The sequence below is a fragment of the Marinomonas sp. ABL3_031 genome (assembly GCF_056161265.1).
Window position 1 is genome coordinate 307361 of the sequence record NZ_JBSWYU010000002.1, and the last position, 23835, is coordinate 331195.

A 23835-nucleotide genomic window follows, 5' to 3' on the forward strand; every position below is an offset into this window, starting at 1 on the left:
GTTGAAAAATAAAAACCGTTAGCCAGTCACTTCACCTTGCTACGATTCCAAGATTATCTCAAGCTCACAATTGGCCAGCCTTTTTGTGTGGCAATTTGTTTCAAGGTCGGATCGGGGTCAACCGCCACAGGATGAGTCACCTGCTCTAACAAGGGCAAATCGTTGTGGGAGTCACTGTAAAAATAAGCGTCTTTCATGTCATAGCCGTGTTGTTCAGCCCATGCCAAAGCCCGTGTCACTTTACCTTGTTTAAAGGTCGGAACCCCCACCACCTCACCGGTAATCTGTCCTTGTTGGATATCTATATCCACACCTAATGCGTGAGATACCCCTAAATAATTCGCAATGGGGGCAACCAAATGTGTCCCCGTTGCCGAGATAATGATTACTTGGTCTTGCTCATTCAAGTGTTGCTCAATTAAGGCGTTGGCTTTAGGCAAGGCCATTTTCACAATCACTTCGTCAATAAAACTTTGAATCAATTCCTGCACTTGTGCCGCAGTTAATGACATTAAGGGCGACAGGGTATAACGCATATAATCGGCTAAATCCAAGGTACCCGCATCGTACTCATCCATGTAACTGTGATTCTTGTCCAAAAAGTCTTCAGGTGTCGGTATGCTTGGATCCTTATCTATGTATTCTGAAAAAGCTTGTGCTGTATCCCCAGCGACTAAGGTGTTATCGAGATCGAAAAATGCGAGTGCCATTCTGGCTCCTTATTGATACATAAAGGTTTTCTTTAGCCTAGTGCCACGGCCACTAAGCCAATAAAGGTGATAAATACACCGATAATTTTGGGGCCTCGAAGGGATTCTCCAAAGCCAATAACGGCGAATAAAACGCCCAATGGAATACTAAATTGCCGGAATGCCACCACATAGCTGACATTATCAACATAAGCCATGCTTAAAATCACCAGTGAGTAGGTACCCAACATCAGACCACCAGTGAATAAAGCGGCCTGCCATTGATTATTGAGCAAATTTTTGCATTCCTGTCGTTGTGATTTGGTTCTCAGCACAAACCAAATCATCCAAATCACAGCAAAAGCACTTTGCAATGTCACATACACCAAAGCCACTTCACTGGCGGTTGCCAGTGCTTGTCCCGAGTCATCTTGAAGCCGACGCATCAAGAAAGTGGCTTGATTGTCCACTAAGGAGTATCCCGCTGTGGCAAACGCCGCCACCAAGGCAAACAAGGTGGTTCGATTGGCATAGTTACGCCAGGTAAACGCCTGAAAGTTTGGTAAAGGAATTAATAGGCAACCTATCACTATCATGCCCATACCAAGTACGGCTTGCACAGAAATGGCTTGCTGCTGCCCTAACAAAAAGCTCGAAATACCCACCATAATGAGAGGAGACGATCGAGCGATGGGGTAAGCAATTGACATGTCTCCCGCTTTATAGGCTTCCGCCAAGCCCCACAGATAAATCGACTGAAAAAAACCTGTCATGAACAAGAGTAGAATTATCTCGTTATTAAACGCACCAATAAACGACCACTTCAGCACGACCAAAGGCGAAAAGAGTACCGCCCCCGCCACCATGGTAAGAAAAAAGAAAGCCAAAGTGGGGCTGGTTTTTTTACCAAAAAAATTCCAGCCCGCATGCATGATGGTGGAGATGAGCACCAAGATAATGGCCGTAATTGTCATAGCACAGCCATCTTATCTTTGACGCCATGTTTGCGTGTGTTTCAGCAGCACGCTGCCCAAGAACCAATGTAGGATGCGCGCCAACATGCAAGTCAGCATGATCATCACCGCCATGGCCGCGGCAGGGGCAATGTCCCCTGCGTCATCCATGTTTAACACCGCCACTGATGCCAAACTGGTATTGTAGGAATACAAGAAGACCACTGCGGATACTGTGGTCATGGCATTGACGAAAAGATAACTGGCTATGTCCAGTACAGCGGGCATACAAACAGGCAAAGTAACTCGCCAAAAGGTTTTGATTTGTGGCACTTTTAACGACGCTGATACCGACTCAAATTCACTGTCTATCTGTTTTAACGCCGTCGTTGCGGTCAGGTGACAAACCGTATAAAAGTGGCTAATAGTACAGACCACCAAAATGGTCATGGTGCCATAAATGCTATTCAAAGGATTATTCGGCGCATTAAAAAAGAAAATATAGGCCAGACCCAACACCAAACCAGGTACCGCCAAAGGCAAGATAGCGAACAAATGAAAAAACCATTTGAGGACATGAAAGCCAGGTAATTTCGCCACCAGATAAGACTGGAAGAAAATAAACCCTGTACCAATCAGTGCGGTAAAGGCGGCCATCTGAATCGAGTTCCAGTAGGACTCCCAGCCGCCGCCGTCCATGAGATCAAAGTTATAATTGTTGAAAGACAAGGCCAAATTATAGGGCCAAAAGGTCACCAAAGAGGCGTAAATCGCCATGCCAATAATGCTGAGTATCACGCCGGATACCAACAACATTAGGATAAGAAAACCTCTGTCTATCCAGATACGTTGTGGTGCCGTCCAAGGTACCGCTTTCGAGGTCAATAACGCCGACTGTTTGCGTTGCAACCAGCGATCGGTAATAAAGGTTAATAATGCAGGCAACAAGAGAATCACACTGACCGTCGCCCCCATTTCAAAATTCTGTTGCCCTATGACCTGTTTATAAATGTCCGTCGCCAATACGTTAAACTGGCCACCAATTACTTTGGGCACACCAAAATCAGTAATGACTAGGGTAAAGACAACAAAGGCCACACTGATAATGCCGTATTTCGCCGCAGGCAAGGTTACGGTAAAGAAGGTTCGCATGGGCGACGCGCCCAGCACTTCTGCAGATTCGTACAAACGCGCATCGGTATTAGCAAGTGCCGTTAGCATGATCATCAGAGCATGAGGAAAAGTCCAAAAACAAGACCCAATCACAATACCAATGGGGCCATAAATGCTTTCGCCCATTAATAATTCTTTCAATATTCCCTGATTACCAAACAGATACACCAAGCTAATCGCGGGCAGTAAAGAAGGCGCTAAAATTGGTAACACCAAAACAGTCTTAAAAACGCCTTTCAACGGAATGCAGGTTCGACTGATGCCATAGGCAGCTAAGAAAGATAAGCTGGTGACGATAATAGTAGACAAAAAAGCGATCAATAAGGAGTTACTGATCGAACTGTACAAACTTGGCGTCTCAATGAATTTAGCAAAGTTATCTAGGCCAATAAAATCACCCGCTTTACTCTCTACACTCTTCGACAACAAGGTGTACAAAGGCATCACAACACAAACAAAAAGCGCCAAGACACCAATGACTAAAACACCGCCTAAACTCCATTCATCGAGGCTTCGGCGCGACAACCAGCTTGGCTTAGGCGCCGCTTGCAAAGTCAAACTTTGGCTGGATTGACTCATGCCTCACCTCCAAAGATATGCAAACGTTCCTGTGGCAACTGGCAATGCACCTGTTGCCCTTGTGTTAGCTGTAAACGAGACATTTCATTCATCGAAATGTCCGCCACAATGGTGTGTTGGTGATCTTCCGGTTGCAATAAAGAACGTACTCTAGAGCCAAGAAATTCCAGATGAAGCACTTTCGCATTGACTAAGTTTTGCTCCTCGTCCCCTGTGCTGAAACGAATGTCTTCAGGTCGAATCGCCAACTGAACTTGTTTCCCTTCTGCCATGCCCGTGGTGTTATCACAGTGTAAACTCAAATCATGAGATTGCATCAATCCATTCCCACTTACTGTCGCATTGAGGAAGTTCATCTCTCCAACAAACTCCGCCACGAAAGGTGTTTTCGGCTGAGCATAGACTTCTTGCGGTGTGCCAATTTGTTCAATCACACCCTGATTCATCACGACAATCTTATCTGCCATGGTCAAGGCTTCTTCTTGATCATGGGTCACCATAATAGTAGTGACGCCCAGTTTCTCTTGTAGCTGCTTTATTTCTTGTCGCAAATGCGCCCTGACTCTTGCGTCCAATGCGGAAAGTGGCTCATCCAGTAGCAGCAAACCAGGCGAGGTAGCCAAAGCTCTCGCCAACGCCACACGTTGTTGCTGCCCGCCAGACAATTGTGCTGGGTATTTCTCTTCGCTGCCGGATAAGCCAACGGTGGCGAGCAATTCAGTGACTTTGGTTCGACGTTCACTGGCACTGACCTTGTTGGACACCAAACCATAGGCAATATTATTGGCTACCGTTAAATTGGGGAACAAAGCATAGGATTGGAAAACAATACCAAAGTCACGGTGTTTAATGGGGGTATAGGTATTGTTTTCTCCAGCCTGAAATAGATCACCAGATACCGGTGTGTCCAAGCCAGCGATGATTCTTAGTAGACTGGTTTTACCACACCCTGATGGCCCCAAAAAACACACAAATTCCCCTTCATTAATATGAAGAGAAATGTCTTTTAGCGCCTGATGTGAGCCAAATGTCTGATGGATATTTTGAATTTCTAGATAGGCTTGGGTCGACATGAGATCCTCTGCTTTGCCTAGTGTGTTTGGTAATGGCCCGCTCATAACACCCTGAGCCATGACAAAACACACTGAATAATGGTTGAGTTGAACACACAGGAAATAGGGCGAATGCCCTATTTCCGCTTAGCTTTATTTATTTGGCTTCACTCTTGTTATCGAAGCGCTCTTGCCATTGCGCAAGGATCTTAGTGCGGTTGTCTGCAGACCATTCAAAATCATTATTGATAATGAGTTCTTCAGCGTTGGCAGGGAAAAATTCAACCGGTTTTGCCACACCTGGCATAGCCACTACAGCATAACCTTCGTTGTACATTTCATTAGCTTGTTTCGACACCGTCCAGTCAACCAAGGTCTTAGCCGCAGCCAGCTTGTCCGTTCCTTTAACAATCGCCGTTGCTTCCATGTCCCAACCTAAACCTTCTGTTGGAAACACTATGTCCAGTGGCGCGCCCTGTTTCTTAGATTTAGCTGCACGGAAGGCAAACGAAATACCAATTGGAATTTCGCCCGCTGCCGCTAACTTACAAGGCTTAGAACCTGAATGTGTGTAACGGTTAATGTTTTTATGCAGGTCATCCATGTAAGCCCAACCTTCTTTTTCACCAAAGATCTGCAACCAACTACTCACGTCTAAGAAGCCCGTACCGGAAGAGTTCGGGTTAGGCATAATAATGTGATCTTTGTAAACAGGCTTAGTTAGGTCCTTCCATGAAGTTGGCTTAGGTAGATTATATTTTTTGGCTTCTACCGTGTTGAAACAAACGGCCGCCATCCAAGCATCCATACCTGTCCACACTGGCTTGGCATCCCTATCTTTAAATTTGTCAGACAGCTTGTCATAGCCTTCTGGCTTATAAGACTCCAGCATGTCCTCATTTTTCAGCAACATTAAACTGGTTGCCGCCAAGCCCCACACCACATCAGCTTGAGGATTTTCTTTTTCGGCCAGCAATTTTGCTGTAACGATACCGGTTGAATCGCGTACCCAGTTAATTTTGATTTCTGGGTGCTCTTGATTAAAACGCTTTGCGTATTTTTTAAGGTCTTCTGCTTCAATCGCAGTATAAACAGTCAATTCTGTCTTTGCCGCATGAGCTGCTATCGAAATCGTGGTGATACCTGCTAAAACAGCCAGACGTTTAAATAGGGTCTTCTGAGTCATCTCTTTATCTCCATGCATCGGTGGTTGCAGTCTGGTATATACCAGATTGCTTTATGCAAAATAACAGCCAAATATTTCAAAACGATGACGAAACCGTGATGACGATAACCTAGAGAATGGAGTTGATAAGCCTAGATTCAGTGCTAGTCGCGCACTGAGATATGGATATGAACGGCATCATGACGCCAGTATTCATAGTCTATTTCTAACACTTCTTTGGCGCTGGTATAATTGATGCGTTCAATCTGTAAACCCGGTTGACCCGCTGCAATGCCTAGATCGTTGGCAGCATTCGCAGGTAAAGAGGTGGAATTAAAAGACAGATCCATGTCGCGATATTCTTGTTGATACTTCCTTTTTAATATTTGACTTAACGACTCGGTGAGATCTTCATTTTCAATCCCCGGCAACAATTTATGATTGATGTACATTTTTTCAATTAACACCGGACGCTGGTCAATATAACGACGGCGATGTAAAAAAAGCACCGGATCACCTTGTTGAATGTTCATTAATTGCGCAATTTTTTCACTGGCTGGTTCAATTTGTTGCATAAGCTTTTCGGTACTTGGCTGGCAGCCTTGCTCAGTAACATACATGTTAAAGCTTAAATGGCGGGCTGGGTTATAAATCACAGCGGGAGGGGAAACAAACCAGCCACGACGATTTTGCCGATAAATCACTCCTTCCGCTTCTAGATTTTTCAATGCCTGACGAATAGTGACCCGAGTAAGATTAAATTGTTCGCCGATTTCCCTTTCCGAAGGAAGCTTACTGCTAGGTATTAATTGTTTACTATCAATCAGATCATGAAAGTATTGCTGTAAATGATGATATTGCGGCGTCGACATACTCAGCGTTTCCTAGACGTTAGACTCTTAGCACTTGATGATACAACGAAATGAAAGATGGCTCACGGCCACTTATCTTAATTTAATTGAGTTCGGATAGTTGAGCGGTCTGGCAAGCATCCATAACGGTTTGAATTAGCTCAACTTGCTCTTTCGAGTCAGACACATCACTGGAAGCACGTATTTCATCTCATGTCTAATTAAGCCCAAAACATGCACTGCAAAACCTCATTTAAACGATAACGCACATAGATGCGCACCAATTAAACTCAAACTCGCATTCAAACGCACCAAATCAGCACAATCAATCTTACTCAATAAGCGAGATCAATGCTTTCTTTCAGGGTTAAATTTGAATTCACAAATATAAGACACGCACCATGACTCAACATTTTCTTAAAATTTTTCATTCACCATTCACAAGATACAAATTGGCACAAGAGATGCTATTGCTTGTGTCTCGAAACTTAACCTTGTAGAAATGAAATGACCCTAAGTAGATCCCCTCTAAAAGTAATTATTACCCTTTTTATCAGCCTCTTATTTGGTACTGCGATGGCAAAAGAACAAATCCAACCTTTTAAAGTTGCCTCTGTAGAATTCAATCCTATTTTTAATGAACTTGACCAAAATCTAGTGTCATTGAGCAAAGACATAGAAACCGCTCTAAAAAACGGTGCTAAGTTAGTGGTCGCCCCTGAAATGGCGACAACAGGCTACCTATACAATAGCCGTGAAGAGATCAAAAACTTTACCGACACTATTCCTGGTAAAACAACTGACATGCTCGGTGCTCTGGCCAAAAAGTACCATGCCTACATAGTCACCGGCATGGCCGAAGAGGACAGCGAGACTGGCATTTACTACAACTCTGCGGTACTGGTCGGACCAGAAGGTGTTATCGGCTCTTACCGTAAAACTCACCAATGGGAAGCAGAAGAACATTGGGCTGCCTGGGGTGATTTAGGCTTCCCTGTGTTTGAAACAGAGCTTGGAAAGATTGCCATTAATATTTGTATGGATTCTGGCTATTTCGAGAGTTCGAGAATTCCGACTCTTAACGGTGCGGACATTATTGCTTTTCCGACTAACTCATCGATTCAAGCAATTTATTACAACCAAGCACGTGCCATGCAAAACGGGGTCTACATTATTGAGGCCAACCGTAACAATACCGAAAAAAGCTTTCACATGGTTGGAATGAGCGCTGTTATTGATCCTAATGGCAACATCATCAAGGAAGCTCCATTCGTATCTAAAGACGACGAAGAGTCTAAAGAAACCACTATTGTTTACGCTCAAGTAGATCCTAAAAACTACTCAACCAGAGAGGACAAACTCAAAGGTCGTCGCCCTGAGTTATATCAACCTTTGATGCTACACATTGCGCCATGGAACTACAAAATCGACAACACTGAGCGTGAAATTCGCAGTGTTTCCCTTCAGTACCAACCTATCCTAGGTGACAAAAAAGCAAACCTTTCAAGCATCAAATCATTGGTTGCAGACCTAAATGACACGGATCTTGCGGTGCTGCCTGAATACAGCTTGACTGGTGAACACATGCAAATGACGTCAAGCATTGCAAAGAAATGGGCTGAGCCAATTAATGGCGACACTTTCAAAGAAATGAGCGCTTTGGCTAAGGCAAAAGGCGTTAACCTTATCTACACGCTAATTGAGCAGGACAAAGATGATCTCTATGTTAGTGCAGTGGTATTGGATAAATCAGGCCAGCTAATTGATACTTATCGCAAAACCCACCTAAACGCGAACGAAGCAACTTGGGCCACTGCTGGCAATACGATTAAAACCATCGATGTACCTGAAGTCGGTAGAGTTGGCGTAATGCTTGGAGAAGAAGTGCTTTACCCTGAAATTGCGGGGATTTTAAGTGGTAAACGTGCTGACATCATCGCCATTCCTTCCTCTTGGGCAGGCGAGTACGGCGGTTACGTACAGGTCAATCAACAAGCTGTCGCCAACCCTTACCCTAAAAATTCAATGGTGTTGTGGGATGCCGTAGCCTTTTCGGCACAAGCCTATACTGTCGTCGCGAATTTCGTTGGTTCTGAGCAAAATTATAAGGGAGCAAGCGCTTTGTATGGCTTGGATCCGCTTTATGGCTTAGATCAAGCGCAAGTGGCTTCAAACGACAAAGAAGAAGCGCTTTATGTGAACTTTAAGACCAAAAATCACGATTGGTGGCTAAACCAATTTAACATGGTGTCATCACGCAGAACGACATTCTACACACCTCTCGTTCTACAATAAGCACACCGAAAACTGGCGTCATACGCTTTGCTAGCAAAATGGTGACGTCAGTTTCTCGGAGTAGTATCACAAGGAAGGATTACTGCTAAGCACGGATGCTTTGTTTTCTTGAGTTGCAAGCTTAATATTGCAATCGTCTAGCCCAATTGCCCTCATAAAAGCGCTCGCAATTTTCTTCCGTATCGTAAGCAATATGCTTTTGAATCGTCTTGATTCGAATCCCCAAGGTGTTTAATTCATCTTTGAATTAAACTTTGCTTCTTATCCATCTTTGAAAAACGATAAATCGTCGCCATTCTCTGTAAAAAGACAAAGAAAATACTGGACCTAGACTTAAGATCGCTCACTCAACGCCAGTTTCACACCAAGACCAGCAAAGCTAGCCGCAAATAACTTTTGCAATCCGATACTCAGCTTTACAGAGCCAATGATGTAGTTTCGGAACACACCAGACAGCAAGCCATAAACAACAAACACTGCGAATGTCATCAACATAAAGACAAGCCCGAGTAATAACATGCACTGCTAGGCGCTTTGGGTGCCAGCAGGAATAAACTGCGGCAGAAAAGCCAAAAAGAAAATGGACAATTTGGGGTTTAAGATATTCAGCAGAAAGCCTTTCGTGACAAAGCGCTTGTAACCTCGCAGCGAGGTCTCTGCCTTCACTTCTAAAGACGAAGAAGCACGCCACATTTGCCATGCCAAATACAACAAATACGCTGCACCAAGGTATTTCACCACCTGAAACCCTAAGGCACTGGTATGAAAAATGGCCGCCAGCCCCAAACTACTGGCAAGCAAGGCTGGGATAATGCCCAAGGTACAGCCCAGTGCGGCAAACAAGCTAGCACGCTTACCAACAAACAACCCAGTAGCAACCGTGTATATCACCCCAGTGCCGGGAATCAGCACCACAATGAGCGAAGTAAGTAAAAATTCAATCGTCAACATAGCTTCCCTCCTTTTCCATTTGCGTCAGGTGAAGTGATGACGCAAACAAGATAGTCAAAAATTGATATGGCGTTACCGCAAACACAGAATTGAAACGCCGCAACCAGCCTATGGCTGCTTATCAAACACCTTAACGCCGTCGGGTATTTGATACCAGTCTTGCTTTTCACTCACCCACACATGGGCAGTTGGTTGTATAAGACGAGTGTCGGATAAATTACTTGGCTTGAGCTTTAATTTATCTGGGTCATTGGGATCAAAGTGATAAATACGGTTGCCACAAGTCGGACAAAATTTGGCTGCGCTGGTGTTACCACTGTCTGCCACTCGGCTCCAGCTTTTCATTTCACCTTGGAAACTGATACTGTCTGAAGACACCATGGCGGTTATGCTAAAAGCACTGGTCGACAGCTTTTGACATTCTTTACAATGGCAAGCCACCACCATAAGCGGTGGTGCTAATAGCTGATACTGAACGTTTCCACACTGGCATGAACCGGATATCGGATAGGTAATGCTATTCAATTTACTCTCCTTATTTACTTCACCACGAAATGATCAATTGTGATGCTATTAGGACACTTAAAGCTCAACCATCTTGCAATCGTCTGGCCCAATTGCCCTCATGAAAGCGCTCGCAATTTTCTTCCGTATCGTAAGCAATATGCTTTTGAATCGTCTTGATTCGAATCCCCAAGGCGTTTAATTCATCATGGATCTTCTGTTCCAATTGTTGCCTTGCAGCAGACTCTTTAAAAGCCTCAAGGCTGGCATTGGTATCAAAAATACAGGTCACTCGTAAACTGTCAGGGAAACGATGGTAATGAGCACTGTGGGTGAGCCACTCAAAACCACGAATGCTTTTTAAAGCGGACTCACACACATCCGTCAACGCCAAGCGAATTTGATTATCGAGTTTTTTATCGGATTTACGCATGATAATTAGATGTCAAAAATACCTCTTTCTAAGCGCTACCATTCTGCTGTGAACAAGCGCATTGTTATGATTTTTCGGGAATGCTAAAGGTTTGCCTTTTAAACAAATTTATCATGACTATGTTACCCAGTGATTAAGTGAACACCATCATTTCTGCGATGTAGATTACAGCAATGGCACTTGCCATTGCTGTAGTAACAAACTTCATTTCTCCAAAAAAGTAATATCTATCGCCTTTTAGAGCATCGTATTCAGATTACCCCAACTGGCGTAATACTTACTCTTTCCCTTCATCTTTAGCTCTGGGTGGATACAACTCAGGGTATTGCAACGTAGACATGCTTGCTGTATCGAATAATGAGTGAGGTATCTCCCCATACTCACCTTTGCCCACGAAAGCAAAGTAATCTCGAATAGCAGGCACAGCAACCTCACCGAAGCGACGCATGTCTGTTGGGCTAATGCGGTCTGGAAAACCCGCCTTATCGTAAGTTAACTCCATAGTCATCGCCATGACGGTATTTTTAAAATTCGCCCACCACCAACTCTCAGGATAAGGTTTATCGACAAATTCATCTCCCCCCTTATCAGGTACAGGTTCAAACTTATCCGGCCCATAACGCAATGTTAACAATGATATGAAAGTTAACTGTTTATGCCACAGATCCGCTTCAATGTCAGAAAAACCCAAATTCTTCGGGCCAAAATGCGGATAGAAAAAAGCACCAGTATCTGGCTCACTGTTTGAGGCGTGTATATTAAGCGCGAAGGAAATTGGAGGCCCGGCATCCTCCATTAAGCTCTTAGCATAGCCATGCAGAATTCTCACCTCAATGGGGATGTTCTCTTCTAATTCCAGAGGATTCCCCGGCTTTCGTTCCCAAAGGACTTCTAAGTTTTCTGAGTTAGGTGTGGTTCGATAATTGCCTACAACGACCCCATCCACATTATGCATAGGGAAAATATGGAACTCATGGGTATTTAAGATTTCCAACATGCTGGTGGATCCATTGAGCAAGGTATTAACCAGTCCCTCAACGACGAAGGATCCCGGAACTTCTGCCGGATGCGTTCGAGCGTGAATCAAAACGCGTTTCTTATTCGCCACTGGCGCAGCAAAATTGGTCACTTTTATCAGATAGATAGGGCGATTATTCTGCGAAATGCCCGGAACAAGAACCTGCACATGAGGACGCTCTTTTATACTAGCAAGATAGATTTCTAAATCAGTCAGGGTATAAGGATAAAAACGCGCCAACCAAACTGTTGCATTGGTAAAAACAGTATTAATAACAATTTCTTTATTGGCATTAAGGGTCACATCGTTTTCATCAATGCGTAACCAATTTTTCTGATCATGACTATAAACGGGGACATAATGACACGGCCAACCACGGTTTTTGATGGTAATGGTAACCGGTTCTCCAATAGGCATATTGTCTGCTCGTATATACCACCAAGAGCGAAACTTGTCTGGTAAAGAAGGGTCATTATTGTCATCCGCCAAATAAAAGTCCCATGCCCTTTCGCCAACTTGGATGATCTTCCCCATACTTCCCGATTCGAAATTCGTGGAAAAATACGTTTCTTGCAAATGCTCAATAGCGAGATTAGTGTCCCTATTTAATATATTCATCTTTTTCCTTATATTATCCATAGCAAATAATGCTAATTAAGATAGGTACTAAGTAACTATCCCTCTAAATTCCAAGTCATCCTTATCGAATCGATGCTACATAAATATGCAGAACTCAGAATAAATATTAAAATTTTTATTTTTATGAATTAGTTAGCTCCATATTCAAAAAAGTAGATTTAATAGATTTGAAAACAAGCTCGAGAAATTCCATCCTTAACGCTGAAGACCTATTCAACACCTATTAACGTCAAAAATTGACTCTACTCTTCCAGTACGTTCACTTATTACTTTTTGAAAAACGAAGGCCAGATAAAATTTAAAAGAAATAGCTTACTACTCTGTTTTGTTATCTTTTTCCGCCTGATTATATTTTGCTGTGAAGACAGCGACACAGCCTATTACCTTTATCTCAACATCATTAAAGTATTCACGCAATGATGATGACAACTCGTTCAAACTGTCGCTGCGGTTATCAAAAATCCCTTTTTTATTATAAATTGACATCAATTTTCTACCCAAAAAGCCAACCTTTACGTCATCACCCAATATAGTACTCCCAAAAACAATCGCATTATCATTAAGATAGGGAGTCAAGTGTTTAAATACCAAGGATTTTTCTTTGAATGAGCCAGGAAGACAGTGCAATAAATAGTTCATACTCACTGAATCAAATTTATCGCATTGCAGATTTAACGTCTCTAATACATTCGCACGATACACTTCCGTTTTAAATCGATTCACTCTTGATGACGCCATCTCTAGACTATTTACATTTAAATCAACCAATGCTAAACGGCGATCAGTATCCACTAAGCATTTATCTAGGTAATAACCTGTTCCTACCCCCATATCTAAATGGTTGGAGCTGGCATTTTTTATGAACACGGCCCTCAATAGTTTCGTTGGGCATTTCCATAAAAATAAATTTGAAAAACCTAGAACAAACAAATCATAAATTAACAGTACTTTTTTACTATATACAGCTTGACCAGCCTCTGCAGACTTTAAATTATTCATTTAACCTCTCTTAAAATTTAATGAAATTTATCTGGATACCTATTAAGAAACCGTAAAATACTAACGTCTTAAGATACCTTTCTTATTAACATTGCAAGAACAGACCCGAGTTAAGGAAGATACATCGCTTGAGTCAATATATCGTTACCATAAATTTGGATCATTTAATGCCTCAACACACTGAGTGGGGCCAGACAAAGGCCGGATTTCACTGCTATCCAATGATTGAGCTAGCCAGCCAATCGGCTGACTTAAAGGACAAGGGGCTTTCACCTTATTTTCACTGATTTGTTCGAAACCCGTTTTGGCATAATAACTAGGGTCGCCATAGGTAAAAACCAAGTTGACACCCAAAGACCTGAGATGATCTAAACCATATAGAATGAGGCTCTGACCAATCCCCTTTCTTTGAACCTCAGTAGCAACAGCAAGAGGTGACAAAATAAAGGCAACTTGCTCACTAGGAATCCAGAAACGACTGAAAAAGATACAGCCAACAAGGGTTTCGGCTTCTTCTGCGATGCAACCAATCAAATCTTCCGACTTGGTCGTTGCCATGAGAAGGGTAACAAAATCCGCAATGATCTGACCTTGCGTTTCCCCTTCAGAGTCAGAAAAGACACGCTTAAAAAGATCAATCACTTGTTGGGATTGCGATTCAGAAAACAATGAAAATACCATAATGATTCCTTATGCAGAGTAAAGGATTATTGAGGTCAATAACGTCAACAGGCTGAGGTTGAGATAGATCCTTTTGCGGTATGGCCTTTGTTTAATGAGGAGTTATAAAACTTCCCCATGTTGTAATTCTTTAGGTCTAAAGGCGTATTTATTGTTAGATTTAAGTATTAAAAAGCCAATGAAAATTCAATGAATTACGAATTTTCTCAGGAAGACTCACTGGTTAAATAATCACATGGGGCAAATAGCGGCTCATGTCTTGCGTAATGGGGTTACTGTCCTCACGAATCGAAATACCAGCGGCTTGGTTATCCACTAGCCAGCTACCGATTAAGGTGTAAACATTTCCAAATTTTGGCAGTATATGGGTTGCTTGGTAGATGAAGCCTTCTTCGCCATAGGGGCCTGATGAGGCCTCTACTTCTGTATTTTCACCGAGAAAAGAAATATTGGCTCCTTCACGGGAGAAGATGGGCTTTCTCACTAAAGCCTTTAGGTCTGTAGCCAGATGTAGCTCATCTTCAAAAAATGAAGGCAGCAGATTTGGATGATTGGGAAACATTTTCCACAACATGGGCAAGAGTGCCTTATTGGATAAAATACTTTTCCAAGGAGGCTCTATCCAGCGTATGTTGTTTTTGCCAAGGTTGCTTGAGAACTCTTCTTGAAACATGAATTCCCATGGATACAGCTTGAACATTGAATGAATAACCTGATCCTTCATGTCAGTAAAGTAGCCATCTGCGTCGCGTCCAATGTCGTCTATAAAGACAAAGCCAGTCTCGATTCCCGCTTCTTCAGCACAATCTTCTAAGTACTGAACAGTTCCCCTGTCTTCAGGAGTGTCTTTGCAGCAAGCAAAATGCAAAATACGATCTGGTGTTAGATATTTGATCTCTTTAAAGCGATTGACGAGCTTCTCTTGCAAGCAATTAAACTGATCACAGTGGGGTAATAATACTCCTGCATCCACGTTGTCTTGTAGCCATAACCATTGCCAAAAGCCAGTTTCATAGAGGCTGGTTGGTGTGTCGGCATTATTTTCATAAAGTTTGGCATCGCCTTTGCCAGAATAGGCAAAATCCAAACGAGAATACAAACTAGGATCGCCATTTAGCCAAGATTGACGGATAAAATCCCATTGCGCTTCTGGCAAACAAAAACGGCGCATCAACTCATCATCCTTAATGACCTTGTCTACCACTGCCAAACACATTTGATGTATTTCTTCAGTGGGAGCCTCGATGTCTCGTTCTATTTGTTCTAGAGAAAACTGGTAATAGGCACTTTCATCCCAATATTTTTCGCCATACATGGTATGAAACTCAAAGCCGAATTCCTCAGCCTTCTTTTGCCAAAGAGGTCTTTCAGCAATGGGAATGCGTAACATCTATCCCCCCCATCCTTTTGATTTACCGCCGCCCCAACTAGATTTTGCAGAGGCAACTGCTCCAAATCCCCCTCGGGAAACGGTACGAGTCACTTTGGGCTTTGGCTTTAATTCGGAGGTGGGCACACGATAAGTACTTTTCCCTGAACGACCAATAATAGTGCCGTCTGCTGTCATCAGACTATTGCGAGAAGATGACCTTGAATTACGGTATTGGTAAACAGGGTTGTAGCTATATTCTCTATTATTCAGGAGGTTGCCTATCATAAAACCGGTCAACATAGGCATAAAAAAATTAGAGGATTGAGGGGCTACGCATTGGTTATAGCCAAAGTCTTCTTCACACTGCCACATGGAGGTGTATCTAGGGCCAGTACGAACCGCTTCAGCAACGGCTTTTTGGTAGGCGACTTCACATTGCTGTGCAGACAGTGAGGTGTTAGCGATACAGTCATCAACCGAAGACACGACTGTGACTTCTTCCTCAGTCTCTCCACAAGCGGCCAGTGTCATAGAAGCAATAGCTAATGCCAGTGGACGAAACAGCGGATGCTCGGACTTGCCTTTGCGCATTTTATCAAGGTTAATATAGCGGCTTCTTTTCACGATAGGCTCCTCAATAAGACATACAGGCTGAATTCAGTACGCCGACGGCAAGACTGATAGCAGCAAGGATGATTCCGGCACTGACTTCATTGGCAACAATACGAGCAACAATTTTGGGCATGAAAATGAAGCGTACCATTGCAAAAGCAAGTGATTGTGCAATGAGAGCAACGAGGCCCCAAGTAGCAAAATCTATGAAGGAAACTGAGTTTGTAGCGGCACCGCCCAAGGCGATAGAAAAACCAATAATCGCACCACCCAGACCAATGGATGCGGCGGTATTTTGATCGTTTTTAATGAGTTTCCATTCGTCATGAGGAGTCAGGAAGGAGTACACAAAGATAAAGATAATAACGAACAGTAAAGAGAGTCCAAAGTAGCTGCCAAAATTAGCAATGCTGATCAGAAGGGCTTGAAAGTCCATAAAAATTCCTTGTATTGTTTAAATTGTTAGCCGTGAATGGTTAACTGTGAGGGGCTTAGTGTAATACCAGTACTTATTACAAAACAACGATTTAAACCACCCTCTTGCTCACTTTCTTCTGCCGAAAGGAAAAGCGATTCTGTATTACCACCTGGTATTTCTCGTTCAAATAACATCATGAACTGATCGGTTTCAGATGCTTGCTTGCTGTCTTTATCATAGGTACGTTCTTGCACGTAGACGGGATTATGATAGTCACCAACCGAAGTCCAAACCCGGTGATAAGTATGCCCTTCAAGCTGGTAAGTGGGTGTGCCAATTTGTCTGTATAGCAGCTTATCCCATATGGCTTGCGAAGCCACATCTTGAGTGTCATAAAAATGAAAGAGTTTCACGTCCACAACATCTTCAGTGTTTTTTCCGCCGTTGCTGATGACCTGTAGAAAAGCATCGTCATCGGTGTAATAGCGAAACATCCAAGTGCCATCCATTTCCGCTATTCCAGCAGCTTGTATGATATAGCTAGTAGCTGCGTTATCAATGACCAAATGCTCTTGTGTCATACGCATTAATAGAGGGTCTATTTCAAAGCTACAACCGAGACGTAAGCCCATAATGGAAGGCGCATTACTGGATGATGATTCGGGTGTTTTCTTGTTAAAAAAAGAAGTAAACATAGTCTCATTTATGTCCTTAAGAGAAAAAAGTTTAACCACTTGTGTTCGATACTATAACAATAAAAATGGCCGCTGCATTATTGCAGTAGCCATTTTTTACCATAAAAACACCATTTAACCTTTTTTGGCGGCCAATAGTTGAGCAAGCTTATCGTTACCGCTTTTTTTCGCTCCAGATTTAATGCCTGCCGCTTTTAGTTTGGCATCGAGTGAGTTACCAGTTTCTTCGGCGGCTAATTCTTCAGCCGCTTCAAGTTCTGCACTGCGCTGACGTTGTTTTTCTTTAATACGATCAAGGCTGCTTAACGCGGTTTTAACCTTGCTATTAGCACCCACATGCCTAGTTGAAACCGCTACTTGTGCCTGTTGCACTGATTCTGTAGCTTTAATTTGCTCTATTTGCTGTTCCATCATACGAACATTGGTTTTGGCCTTCGCAATGTTGCTTTTTAATGACTTCTCAGAGGAAAGAAAGCTATCAAGAATGCCTTGCTCGATCTCCAAAGTGGCCTCTAACTCACTGACCCTATCAGCACACTCGATGGCCAAAGCCTCATCTGTTTCACTGGCCGCGATGGCATGATTAGTATAGGTTTCTATATCCTCTTTTAGTGAACTTACCTTGCCTTCTGCCAGCTTACGTTTGGCCATGATACGGGTTAAGCTTTCATCGCATTCTTGCAATTCTTTTTTGGCTTCTCGCATTTCTTGATCCAATATACGGATCGCTTGAGTATCTGCTATTGCCTCGATGCCTTCATTGGTTGCTCCGCGCAACGCTGTCCATAGTTTTTTTAGACTCATACCACTATCTCCAGATTTAAGTGATCAGTATACAAATCAAGAAACTCAGTCACATTATTGAAAAGTGTCTCAATTTCTTCTATGACAACGCTTTCTTTGCTGTCTGTAGATAACGCGCCAAAGGCAACGTAATAGTCGTCATCCGCTATTTTATTAATGCATATAGAGGTTAAAGGTACTAACTGATGGCTGCGCAAGATCAAATCATTAAGGATACTTGTATCTTTAACGCTAGTTGTTGAAAACAGTGCTGCTTCAACCAATATTTGCTGATTACCCACATAGACAAAGACATCAACGCCTTCATCATTAGAGATATTTAGGCATTCACCTTCTGACTCTGCAACCCAATTTGGCTGAGATTCAATAAGCGCTAATAATGTTTCTTTGTTCCAAGACATAAGGCTTTCCTTTTTAAATCAACATATGAGCGTGTAACATAGGTCACAAATATAGCATTAAGATAATCTATGTCAACTATGTTTTATATTTGTTGTCATATAGCATATGCATATGTAGTATAAGATATACTTTATGTAATATGAGTAATGCTTTTAACATTCAGTAGTAGCGTCAACAATCCTTATCGTATGGCCAGGCAAATGAGTCAAGACCAAAACATAAAAAATCGTCAAGTATTATCGCCTTATAAGCTCGCTATCACTCGGTATATCCGATCATCCCTAGCGTTAAAGGGAATGAAATATGAGGATTTATCCGTGGAGTTGAGTAAAAAAGGTATCACTATGACCGCTGAAAATTTACGCAGTAAAACCCATAAAGGGATGTTTTCTGCGGATCTTTTCATCGTCATTATTGACGTACTGGGAATTGATGATACGGCATTAGCGGAAATATTAAAGCAGGTAAAAGATGCTTAAGCGAATTATTCCTAAAGAGATACTTTGGTTTGTAATTGCTATCTGGGTTACATACCTTGTTAACAAGGTTTTGCTAGGGGGAAATTTAAATCAATTCGGTATTCGTCCGCGAACACTAGAGGCTCTACTGGGCATTTTATGGTCGCCATTTCTTCATGCAGAGCTTTATCACATTATCTCTAATACTATTCCATTGCTTATTCTTGGCAGTTTGCTAGGCGCTTCCGTTGGAGCATTAAAATTACGTTATATTATGATATTAGGAGCCATCGGCTCCGGTATAGGTGTTTGGTGTTTTGGTAGCGGAAGCATAGTTATCGGTGCTTCAGGGATGGTTTTTGCGCTACTTGGTTTTTTATTTGCTGACGCAATATTTAATCCTAGTCTACGTAGTTGGCTGATCGCTATTGCGGCATTTTTTGCTTATGGTGGAACCTTATTTTCTTTAGTAAGTTTTTTACCTTACATATCATGGGCAGCACATTTTTGGGGCTTTTTCTCTGGTGTTTTACTATCTTTTTTATTCACGCGCAGAAAGCCAGTTTAATAGCGGTTATATATTTTGTTAGCTTCTTGCGTCTTAAGATATATAAAAAAATATATAAAACCTCCCTTATGGTTATAAAAGCAAAAATAATATTTTTTATTTTCTTGAGTTGCATTTTAATTCTTAGAAAGATAAATTAAATTAACGAGTTAGATGAGTTTTAAACATTTTCTAATATGTTATAAGAGTATTTTTTTAATACTAAAACTCGGCTTTTTCTCGTGACTAATTTTTGTATTTTATATATTCAAGGAGAGACCATGGGATTGTTCAGTAAGCTTAAATCAATCAAAAATGCCGTCACTGGTGGTGCTGCAAAAGTATATATTGAGAGTGAGGCCTTATCATTTACCGAACCTTTTAGAGTGATGATCACAGTAAAAACAGACGATGCCCCAGTGAAAATAAACAGAGCTTATTTGAAAGTTGTAGCTTGCGAGGAAGTTGAAGTACCTGATGTTGATGTTGAATACGATAATGACAACGATCAAGCTTATCGTAAGTTAGAAACAGTTTGGGCTTCAAACGATACAATAGATTTAGACCTTACAGTAGCTGATGGTCAAGAGCTAGAAGCCAATGAAACCTATAAATGGGAAGTTGAGGTAGAACTGCCACAAGGGGCTCCAGCCATCTACAAAGGGCATTATTGTCAGCATGTATATAGAGCTTTTGCGGGGTTAGATTGTTTTGGGAACGACCCAGATTCTGGTTGGGTTGAATTAGTGGAATAGCTTAAGGAAGGTAGGTGTTGTTGGGTAATGCTTAATTCATTAGGATTTTTGCTGGTTTCTGTTTATGACTAAGCTTTTATTAGCCTTGTTGTAAAGTAAGCTTCTTTAATACCCTATTATTTTTCGGGCGGTATTTAAAACAACCTCTCACCTAACCTGATAAAAAAACCGAGCGCTTAGCTCGGTTTTCTTTGGCTTAATTTTCTTAAGCTTTTTTATTAGGTAATGACGTTACTTCTCAGCCAAACACTCTATTGTGCTTTACGTGGCAGCGCATCCGATTGATACATGGATATTTGATGATTGTCAGGGTCGGCAATTTCTGCCGACCAGCCACCCGGTGCGTGGCTTACTGGCGTCACAATCGTCACCCCCTTTTCAGACAGGGCATTGACTGTGTCGTCAATCCCACCATCTGGAAGGTCAAACACAATAATAGGCGAGTTTCCTGGTCGCGACTCTTGTTTAAAAAACAGCAGCTCTATTTCATTTGCGGTTTTGGCTAACAGCCAATCGTCACTCCCGTCCCCTTCGCTCATTCGCTGCACATCGAGCCCAAGAACGTCTCGGTAAAACACCTCCGTTCTATCCACATCGCTGATGTAATAACAAATGGCGCCAATTTTACTCTTAGTAAACATGTTTTCGTCCTTCTTTAATGATTAGTACAGCCTTATGTTGCCGTGGCAGACGAGTTTGTGAGCTCACCATAAAAAGATGTCCATCAGGATCGTGACTGGCCAATATGGCGTCATGATGACGAGACATGTGCAACAAGGCTTGCCGGATTTGCCCAAAGGCCAACTGCCCTTTTAAATTCGACAGGCCGAAGGCATGCCGCCCATCAAATTGTTGCCAACGTCGCTTAATTTGCACAATACGCTGTCGCAATGTCGCATCGGATACACGCAACAACCAAGTAACCTCAGCCCTGGTATGTCCAGCTAATGCCAGCAAGGCCGTTGTTCTAAGACTGGGTGGCAATCTATCAACAAATTCGTCCAGTGGCACCTGACGATCAATTTGGGATTCAAAGAAAAGAGTAGAAGAAGCTTCGCGCTTTTGTCGTCGCATTGCAGATCGCGCATCAAACGCAGCACGTTTTTTTAAAGCACCAAATAACCAACGGCGATTTTCACTGGAAGATAAATCCGTGCGCCCCGCCTCAACCGCCGCGAGAAGAATAGCCTGCAGAAGATCCTCTGCTTCATCAACCCGTCGAGCCACTTTGCGAGCATAATGAAGCAGCTGAGTATAATAGGCTTGGCTATTGTGCATGCTGTATCACACTCCTCAAATGATCATAACCTATGCCTGTTGCTTCCCATTGCCAACTAAGTAGACTAAGAAGATCAAAGCAACGACACTGTCGAAGGCAATCGTCAACATAGCGTTTTCAAGGTATTGATCACCAAGCGACACCACCAAGCCAATGAAGATTAGCTTGCTCACGGTGGCAACTATGAGAACCAATTCACGATGTACTGGCCGAAAAGCAGCGAAGACCAGCATGGCCCCAACCAAGGTGATAAGCGCGCCCCAACTGCGCACCACCAGCTCAGCCAAAGGATGATCCACTGTCTGACCGAAGGTTTGCATTAGCGCCATTTGCGGGGAAACCAACGCAACTACCATAGTGCAGGTCATTGCCCCCGCAACCAGCATGATCCATTTGATGTTGTTTTCAATGGATGACATTAGAGAAACTCCTTTCGGGTGATGACATAACAATGGTCTTTATTCCTTATCTGTGCGTTGGTTCGGACTGTTTTTCAATTTTACTCTGACGCTAATTATTAAGTTTAGGGCTAAGGGACAATGATGTTCATGCCTAAAAGCCACAAAAAATACCTTATAATATAGGCACTCATTAACGCTAGGACAAACAATGAAGCCCGCTGCCACACCTAAAAATGCCATCGACAAAAACATGCTAGGTGTGTTTCGCTATAGTCGTCGTGCTATTGAATTAGTGTGGCAAACCTCTCCAGCGCTAACCATTGGTTTGGCAATAGCCACCTTGATTGCGGGTGCTGTCCCTGCCGCTATGGCCTATGTGGGGCAATTAATTGTCGATGCGGTGGTCGCCGCCATGGCAATGTACCAGCAAGATCAAATTCTGCATTATCAAACCGCACTTAACTATGTTGTCGTTGAGGGCATTTTGGTTTTAATCATTGCCGCTGCGCAACGCTCGATCACGGCTCAACAAGCTATATTGCAAGGTTTACTAGGGCACAAGGTCAACATGTTAATTCTGGAAAAAGCCCAGACATTAACACTTTCACACTTTGAGGATTCCGAATTTTACGACAAGCTGGTTCGCGCCCGTCGCGAAGCCTCTAGTCGTCCACTCGCGCTGGTCAAAAAAACTTTCGCTCTGATCCAAAACGCCATCTCTCTTACAAGCTTTGCCATTTTATTATGGCAATTCTCTCCTTGGGCCTTGGGGTTATTAGTGCTCGGCGCATTACCCGCTTTTGTGGCTGAAGCCAAATTCTCAGGAGATGCCTTCATTATGTTCCGCTGGCGCTCACCAGAGGTTCGTCAGCAAAATTATCTGGAAACCCTGTTATCTAGGGAAGACAACATTAAAGAAGTACGTCTCTACCAATTAGGCGAGCGTTTCTTACAGCGTTACACAAAAATTTTTCTTAAGCTATTCAAAGAAAGTAAGCGTTTAATTTTACGACGTGAAAGCTGGGGATTCGCCCTCGGCATCATCAGCACTTTGGTGTTCTACGGTGCTTACGGCTGGATTGTCAGTGACACCATTATCGGTGCCATTACATTGGGGCAGATGACCATGTACCTGTTGCTGTTCAAACAAGGGCAAGGCTCGGTATCCGCTTCGTTAACCTCGATTAGCGGCATGTACGAAGACAATCTTTACCTGTCTAACTTGTATGAATATTTGGAACAAGAAACCCCATCATCGCAACAAGGCTTATTGATCGGCCCAAAGCCCAACGATGGCATTCGCTTCGAGAATGTCAGCTTTCAATACCCAGGTAGTACAAAACCCGCCCTATCCGCAATCAACCTGCATATTAGACCCGGACATAGCCTCGCCATTGTCGGTGAAAATGGTTCAGGGAAAACCACCTTAATTAAGCTACTTACTCGTCTTTATAACCCGACTGAAGGGCGAATTTTGCTCGATGGCTTAGATTTGCTTGAATGGGACGAAACGACCCTGCTAAAACGGGTTGGTGTGATATTCCAAGACTTCGTACGCTATCAATTCATTGTCGGTGAAAACATAGGGGCTGGCGACAATGACCGTTTCAACGATCAAACAGGCTGGCAGAAAGCCGCTGAACTTGGCAAAGCCACCGACTTTATCGACCAATTAGAAAGCGGCTATCACACGCAACTAGGCCGCTGGTTTAAAGACGGACAAGAACTGTCAGGTGGCCAATGGCAAAAAGTCGCCCTAGCTCGCGCCTTCATGCGCAAAGAAGCCGACATACTGGTTCTCGATGAACCCACAGCAGCCATGGATGCCCAAGCAGAGGCCAATATATTCCAGCACTTCCAACAACACACTAAAGACAAGATGGCGATTTTAATATCCCATCGTTTCTCTACGGTTCGCCTCGCCCACGAGATCATCGTCATGGGTCAAGGTCAAATCAAAGAACGCGGAACCCATGAAGCCCTACTTGACCAACAGGGTCAATATGCTCACTTATTTTCCTTACAAGCACAGGGCTATCGCTAAAGGAAATATCACTAATCAGAAAAGATTCAATAATCGAGTTAAAAGTTATTACAACAGGTTAGATTC

27 protein-coding genes are annotated in these 23835 nt (G+C 42.9%); 5 read left to right on the forward strand and 22 right to left on the reverse strand.

Going from position 1 to position 23835, the window contains the following annotated elements:
• Positions 1-53: 53 nt before the first annotated feature.
• From ACXAH2_RS03930 to phnR, 6 genes are all read right to left on the reverse strand, one after another.
• Positions 54-710, reverse strand: a complete 657-nt coding sequence (locus ACXAH2_RS03930; protein WP_475076856.1) for an HAD family hydrolase — start codon at positions 708-710, stop codon at positions 54-56.
• A gap of 32 nt (positions 711-742) precedes the next feature.
• A complete protein-coding gene (locus ACXAH2_RS03935; protein WP_475076857.1) occupies positions 743-1663 on the reverse strand; it encodes an EamA family transporter in 921 nt (306 codons plus the stop codon).
• Positions 1664-1675: 12 nt separating this feature from the next.
• Positions 1676-3394 (reverse strand): putative 2-aminoethylphosphonate ABC transporter permease subunit, encoded by a 1719-nt coding sequence (locus tag ACXAH2_RS03940; protein WP_475076859.1) that lies wholly within the window; start codon positions 3392-3394, stop codon positions 1676-1678.
• The gene (locus ACXAH2_RS03945) at positions 3391-4512 is read right to left on the reverse strand and encodes a putative 2-aminoethylphosphonate ABC transporter ATP-binding protein (protein ID WP_475076860.1); all 1122 of its coding nucleotides are present in this window, start codon (positions 4510-4512) and stop codon (positions 3391-3393) included. Before ACXAH2_RS03945 ends, ACXAH2_RS03940 begins: the two co-directional genes overlap by 4 nt.
• A 91-nt stretch (positions 4513-4603) precedes the next feature.
• Complete coding sequence (locus ACXAH2_RS03950) at positions 4604-5632, reverse strand: putative 2-aminoethylphosphonate ABC transporter substrate-binding protein (RefSeq protein WP_475076861.1); 1029 nt, start codon at positions 5630-5632, stop codon at positions 4604-4606.
• A 143-nt stretch (positions 5633-5775) separates the two neighbouring features.
• A complete protein-coding gene (phnR, locus tag ACXAH2_RS03955; protein ID WP_475076863.1) occupies positions 5776-6483 on the reverse strand; it encodes a phosphonate utilization transcriptional regulator PhnR in 708 nt (235 codons plus the stop codon).
• A gap of 555 nt (positions 6484-7038) precedes the next feature.
• Between phnR and ACXAH2_RS03960 the strand changes: the two genes are divergently transcribed.
• The gene (locus tag ACXAH2_RS03960) at positions 7039-8757 is read left to right on the forward strand and encodes a nitrilase-related carbon-nitrogen hydrolase (protein ID WP_475076864.1); all 1719 of its coding nucleotides are present in this window, start codon (positions 7039-7041) and stop codon (positions 8755-8757) included.
• Positions 8758-9090: 333 nt separating this feature from the next.
• On the opposite strand, the gene ACXAH2_RS03965 is transcribed toward ACXAH2_RS03960, so the two are convergent.
• The 13 genes from ACXAH2_RS03965 to ACXAH2_RS04025 all read right to left on the reverse strand — a co-directional run bounded on the left by ACXAH2_RS03965 (position 9091) and on the right by ACXAH2_RS04025 (position 18284).
• Positions 9091-9252, reverse strand: a complete 162-nt coding sequence (locus tag ACXAH2_RS03965) for a hypothetical protein (RefSeq protein WP_475076865.1) — start codon at positions 9250-9252, stop codon at positions 9091-9093.
• A 30-nt stretch (positions 9253-9282) separates the two neighbouring features.
• Positions 9283-9708, reverse strand: coding sequence for a LysE family translocator (locus ACXAH2_RS03970; protein ID WP_475076867.1), 426 nt, complete (start codon positions 9706-9708; stop codon positions 9283-9285).
• 108 nt (positions 9709-9816) lie between these two features.
• Positions 9817-10224, reverse strand: coding sequence for a GFA family protein (locus ACXAH2_RS03975; protein ID WP_475076964.1), 408 nt, complete (start codon positions 10222-10224; stop codon positions 9817-9819).
• A gap of 73 nt (positions 10225-10297) precedes the next feature.
• Positions 10298-10645, reverse strand: coding sequence for a Fis family transcriptional regulator (locus tag ACXAH2_RS03980; RefSeq protein WP_475076868.1), 348 nt, complete (start codon positions 10643-10645; stop codon positions 10298-10300).
• A gap of 277 nt (positions 10646-10922) precedes the next feature.
• Positions 10923-12281, reverse strand: a complete 1359-nt coding sequence (locus ACXAH2_RS03985; RefSeq protein ID WP_475076870.1) for a M14-type cytosolic carboxypeptidase — start codon at positions 12279-12281, stop codon at positions 10923-10925.
• 336 nt (positions 12282-12617) lie between these two features.
• Positions 12618-13301, reverse strand: coding sequence for a class I SAM-dependent methyltransferase (locus ACXAH2_RS03990; protein WP_475076872.1), 684 nt, complete (start codon positions 13299-13301; stop codon positions 12618-12620).
• A gap of 144 nt (positions 13302-13445) precedes the next feature.
• Complete coding sequence (locus tag ACXAH2_RS03995; protein ID WP_475076873.1) at positions 13446-13982, reverse strand: GNAT family N-acetyltransferase; 537 nt, start codon at positions 13980-13982, stop codon at positions 13446-13448.
• Positions 13983-14205: 223 nt separating this feature from the next.
• Entirely contained in the window at positions 14206-15372 is a 1167-nt protein-coding gene (locus tag ACXAH2_RS04000) for a glutathionylspermidine synthase family protein (RefSeq protein ID WP_475076875.1), read from the reverse strand.
• Entirely contained in the window at positions 15373-15978 is a 606-nt protein-coding gene (locus tag ACXAH2_RS04005) for a DUF1190 domain-containing protein (RefSeq protein WP_475076876.1), read from the reverse strand. It abuts the gene before it with no gap.
• Between the two features lie 10 nt (positions 15979-15988).
• A complete protein-coding gene (locus ACXAH2_RS04010; RefSeq protein ID WP_353669124.1) occupies positions 15989-16402 on the reverse strand; it encodes a DUF350 domain-containing protein in 414 nt (137 codons plus the stop codon).
• A gap of 26 nt (positions 16403-16428) precedes the next feature.
• Complete coding sequence (locus ACXAH2_RS04015) at positions 16429-17079, reverse strand: YjfK family protein (RefSeq protein WP_475076878.1); 651 nt, start codon at positions 17077-17079, stop codon at positions 16429-16431.
• A gap of 114 nt (positions 17080-17193) precedes the next feature.
• Complete coding sequence (locus tag ACXAH2_RS04020; RefSeq protein ID WP_475076879.1) at positions 17194-17883, reverse strand: PspA/IM30 family protein; 690 nt, start codon at positions 17881-17883, stop codon at positions 17194-17196.
• Complete coding sequence (locus ACXAH2_RS04025) at positions 17880-18284, reverse strand: DUF2170 family protein (RefSeq protein ID WP_475076880.1); 405 nt, start codon at positions 18282-18284, stop codon at positions 17880-17882. Before ACXAH2_RS04025 ends, ACXAH2_RS04020 begins: the two co-directional genes overlap by 4 nt.
• Before the next feature lie 201 nt (positions 18285-18485).
• Here ACXAH2_RS04025 and ACXAH2_RS04030 point away from each other — a divergent pair, with 201 nt between their 5' ends.
• From ACXAH2_RS04030 to ACXAH2_RS04040, 3 genes are all read left to right on the forward strand, one after another.
• Complete coding sequence (locus tag ACXAH2_RS04030; protein WP_475076881.1) at positions 18486-18764, forward strand: DUF6471 domain-containing protein; 279 nt, start codon at positions 18486-18488, stop codon at positions 18762-18764.
• On the forward strand, positions 18757-19311 hold the full coding sequence (locus tag ACXAH2_RS04035) for a rhomboid family intramembrane serine protease (protein WP_475076882.1): 555 nt from the start codon (positions 18757-18759) through the stop codon (positions 19309-19311). Before ACXAH2_RS04030 ends, ACXAH2_RS04035 begins: the two co-directional genes overlap by 8 nt.
• 260 nt (positions 19312-19571) lie before the next feature.
• Positions 19572-20045 carry a hypothetical protein gene (locus tag ACXAH2_RS04040; RefSeq protein ID WP_475076883.1) on the forward strand — a complete coding sequence of 158 codons (474 nt, stop codon included), beginning with the start codon at positions 19572-19574 and terminating at the stop codon, positions 20043-20045.
• Between the two features lie 251 nt (positions 20046-20296).
• Here ACXAH2_RS04040 and ACXAH2_RS04045 read toward each other — a convergent pair whose 3' ends face one another.
• From ACXAH2_RS04045 to ACXAH2_RS04055, 3 genes are read right to left on the reverse strand one after another with little or no spacing between them, the layout of a single operon-like run.
• Positions 20297-20686: a VOC family protein gene (locus ACXAH2_RS04045; protein WP_475076884.1), complete on the reverse strand. Its 390-nt coding sequence runs from the start codon at positions 20684-20686 to the stop codon at positions 20297-20299.
• Positions 20676-21323 (reverse strand): RNA polymerase sigma factor, encoded by a 648-nt coding sequence (locus ACXAH2_RS04050; RefSeq protein ID WP_475076885.1) that lies wholly within the window; start codon positions 21321-21323, stop codon positions 20676-20678. Before ACXAH2_RS04050 ends, ACXAH2_RS04045 begins: the two co-directional genes overlap by 11 nt.
• A 30-nt stretch (positions 21324-21353) precedes the next feature.
• Complete coding sequence (locus ACXAH2_RS04055) at positions 21354-21743, reverse strand: hypothetical protein (RefSeq protein ID WP_475076886.1); 390 nt, start codon at positions 21741-21743, stop codon at positions 21354-21356.
• Between the two features lie 190 nt (positions 21744-21933).
• Between ACXAH2_RS04055 and ACXAH2_RS04060 the strand changes: the two genes are divergently transcribed.
• Complete coding sequence (locus ACXAH2_RS04060; RefSeq protein ID WP_475076887.1) at positions 21934-23769, forward strand: ABC transporter ATP-binding protein; 1836 nt, start codon at positions 21934-21936, stop codon at positions 23767-23769.
• Positions 23770-23835 lie beyond the last annotated feature (66 nt).

Coding starts and splice junctions, on each gene's coding strand:
- ACXAH2_RS04020 (WP_475076879.1), bottom strand. CDS start 17,883: ATGAGTCTAAAAAAACTATGGACAGCGTTGCGCGGAGCAACCAATGAA.
- ACXAH2_RS03995 (WP_475076873.1), bottom strand. CDS start 13,982: ATGGTATTTTCATTGTTTTCTGAATCGCAATCCCAACAAGTGATTGAT.
- ACXAH2_RS03960 (WP_475076864.1), top strand. CDS start 7,039: ATGGCAAAAGAACAAATCCAACCTTTTAAAGTTGCCTCTGTAGAATTC.
- ACXAH2_RS04040 (WP_475076883.1), top strand. CDS start 19,572: ATGGGATTGTTCAGTAAGCTTAAATCAATCAAAAATGCCGTCACTGGT.
- ACXAH2_RS03935 (WP_475076857.1), bottom strand. CDS start 1,663: ATGACAATTACGGCCATTATCTTGGTGCTCATCTCCACCATCATGCAT.
- ACXAH2_RS03945 (WP_475076860.1), bottom strand. CDS start 4,512: ATGAGCGGGCCATTACCAAACACACTAGGCAAAGCAGAGGATCTCATG.
- phnR (WP_475076863.1), bottom strand. CDS start 6,483: ATGTCGACGCCGCAATATCATCATTTACAGCAATACTTTCATGATCTG.
- ACXAH2_RS03985 (WP_475076870.1), bottom strand. CDS start 12,281: ATGAATATATTAAATAGGGACACTAATCTCGCTATTGAGCATTTGCAA.
- ACXAH2_RS03950 (WP_475076861.1), bottom strand. CDS start 5,632: ATGACTCAGAAGACCCTATTTAAACGTCTGGCTGTTTTAGCAGGTATC.
- ACXAH2_RS04010 (WP_353669124.1), bottom strand. CDS start 16,402: ATGGACTTTCAAGCCCTTCTGATCAGCATTGCTAATTTTGGCAGCTAC.
- ACXAH2_RS03970 (WP_475076867.1), bottom strand. CDS start 9,708: ATGTTGACGATTGAATTTTTACTTACTTCGCTCATTGTGGTGCTGATT.
- ACXAH2_RS04050 (WP_475076885.1), bottom strand. CDS start 21,323: ATGCACAATAGCCAAGCCTATTATACTCAGCTGCTTCATTATGCTCGC.
- ACXAH2_RS04025 (WP_475076880.1), bottom strand. CDS start 18,284: ATGTCTTGGAACAAAGAAACATTATTAGCGCTTATTGAATCTCAGCCA.
- ACXAH2_RS03990 (WP_475076872.1), bottom strand. CDS start 13,301: ATGAATAATTTAAAGTCTGCAGAGGCTGGTCAAGCTGTATATAGTAAA.
- ACXAH2_RS03940 (WP_475076859.1), bottom strand. CDS start 3,394: ATGAGTCAATCCAGCCAAAGTTTGACTTTGCAAGCGGCGCCTAAGCCA.
- ACXAH2_RS04035 (WP_475076882.1), top strand. CDS start 18,757: ATGCTTAAGCGAATTATTCCTAAAGAGATACTTTGGTTTGTAATTGCT.
- ACXAH2_RS04000 (WP_475076875.1), bottom strand. CDS start 15,372: ATGTTACGCATTCCCATTGCTGAAAGACCTCTTTGGCAAAAGAAGGCT.
- ACXAH2_RS03980 (WP_475076868.1), bottom strand. CDS start 10,645: ATGCGTAAATCCGATAAAAAACTCGATAATCAAATTCGCTTGGCGTTG.
- ACXAH2_RS04015 (WP_475076878.1), bottom strand. CDS start 17,079: ATGTTTACTTCTTTTTTTAACAAGAAAACACCCGAATCATCATCCAGT.
- ACXAH2_RS04055 (WP_475076886.1), bottom strand. CDS start 21,743: ATGTCATCCATTGAAAACAACATCAAATGGATCATGCTGGTTGCGGGG.
- ACXAH2_RS04060 (WP_475076887.1), top strand. CDS start 21,934: ATGAAGCCCGCTGCCACACCTAAAAATGCCATCGACAAAAACATGCTA.
- ACXAH2_RS03930 (WP_475076856.1), bottom strand. CDS start 710: ATGGCACTCGCATTTTTCGATCTCGATAACACCTTAGTCGCTGGGGAT.
- ACXAH2_RS03965 (WP_475076865.1), bottom strand. CDS start 9,252: ATGTTGATGACATTCGCAGTGTTTGTTGTTTATGGCTTGCTGTCTGGT.
- ACXAH2_RS04045 (WP_475076884.1), bottom strand. CDS start 20,686: ATGTTTACTAAGAGTAAAATTGGCGCCATTTGTTATTACATCAGCGAT.
- ACXAH2_RS04030 (WP_475076881.1), top strand. CDS start 18,486: ATGAGTCAAGACCAAAACATAAAAAATCGTCAAGTATTATCGCCTTAT.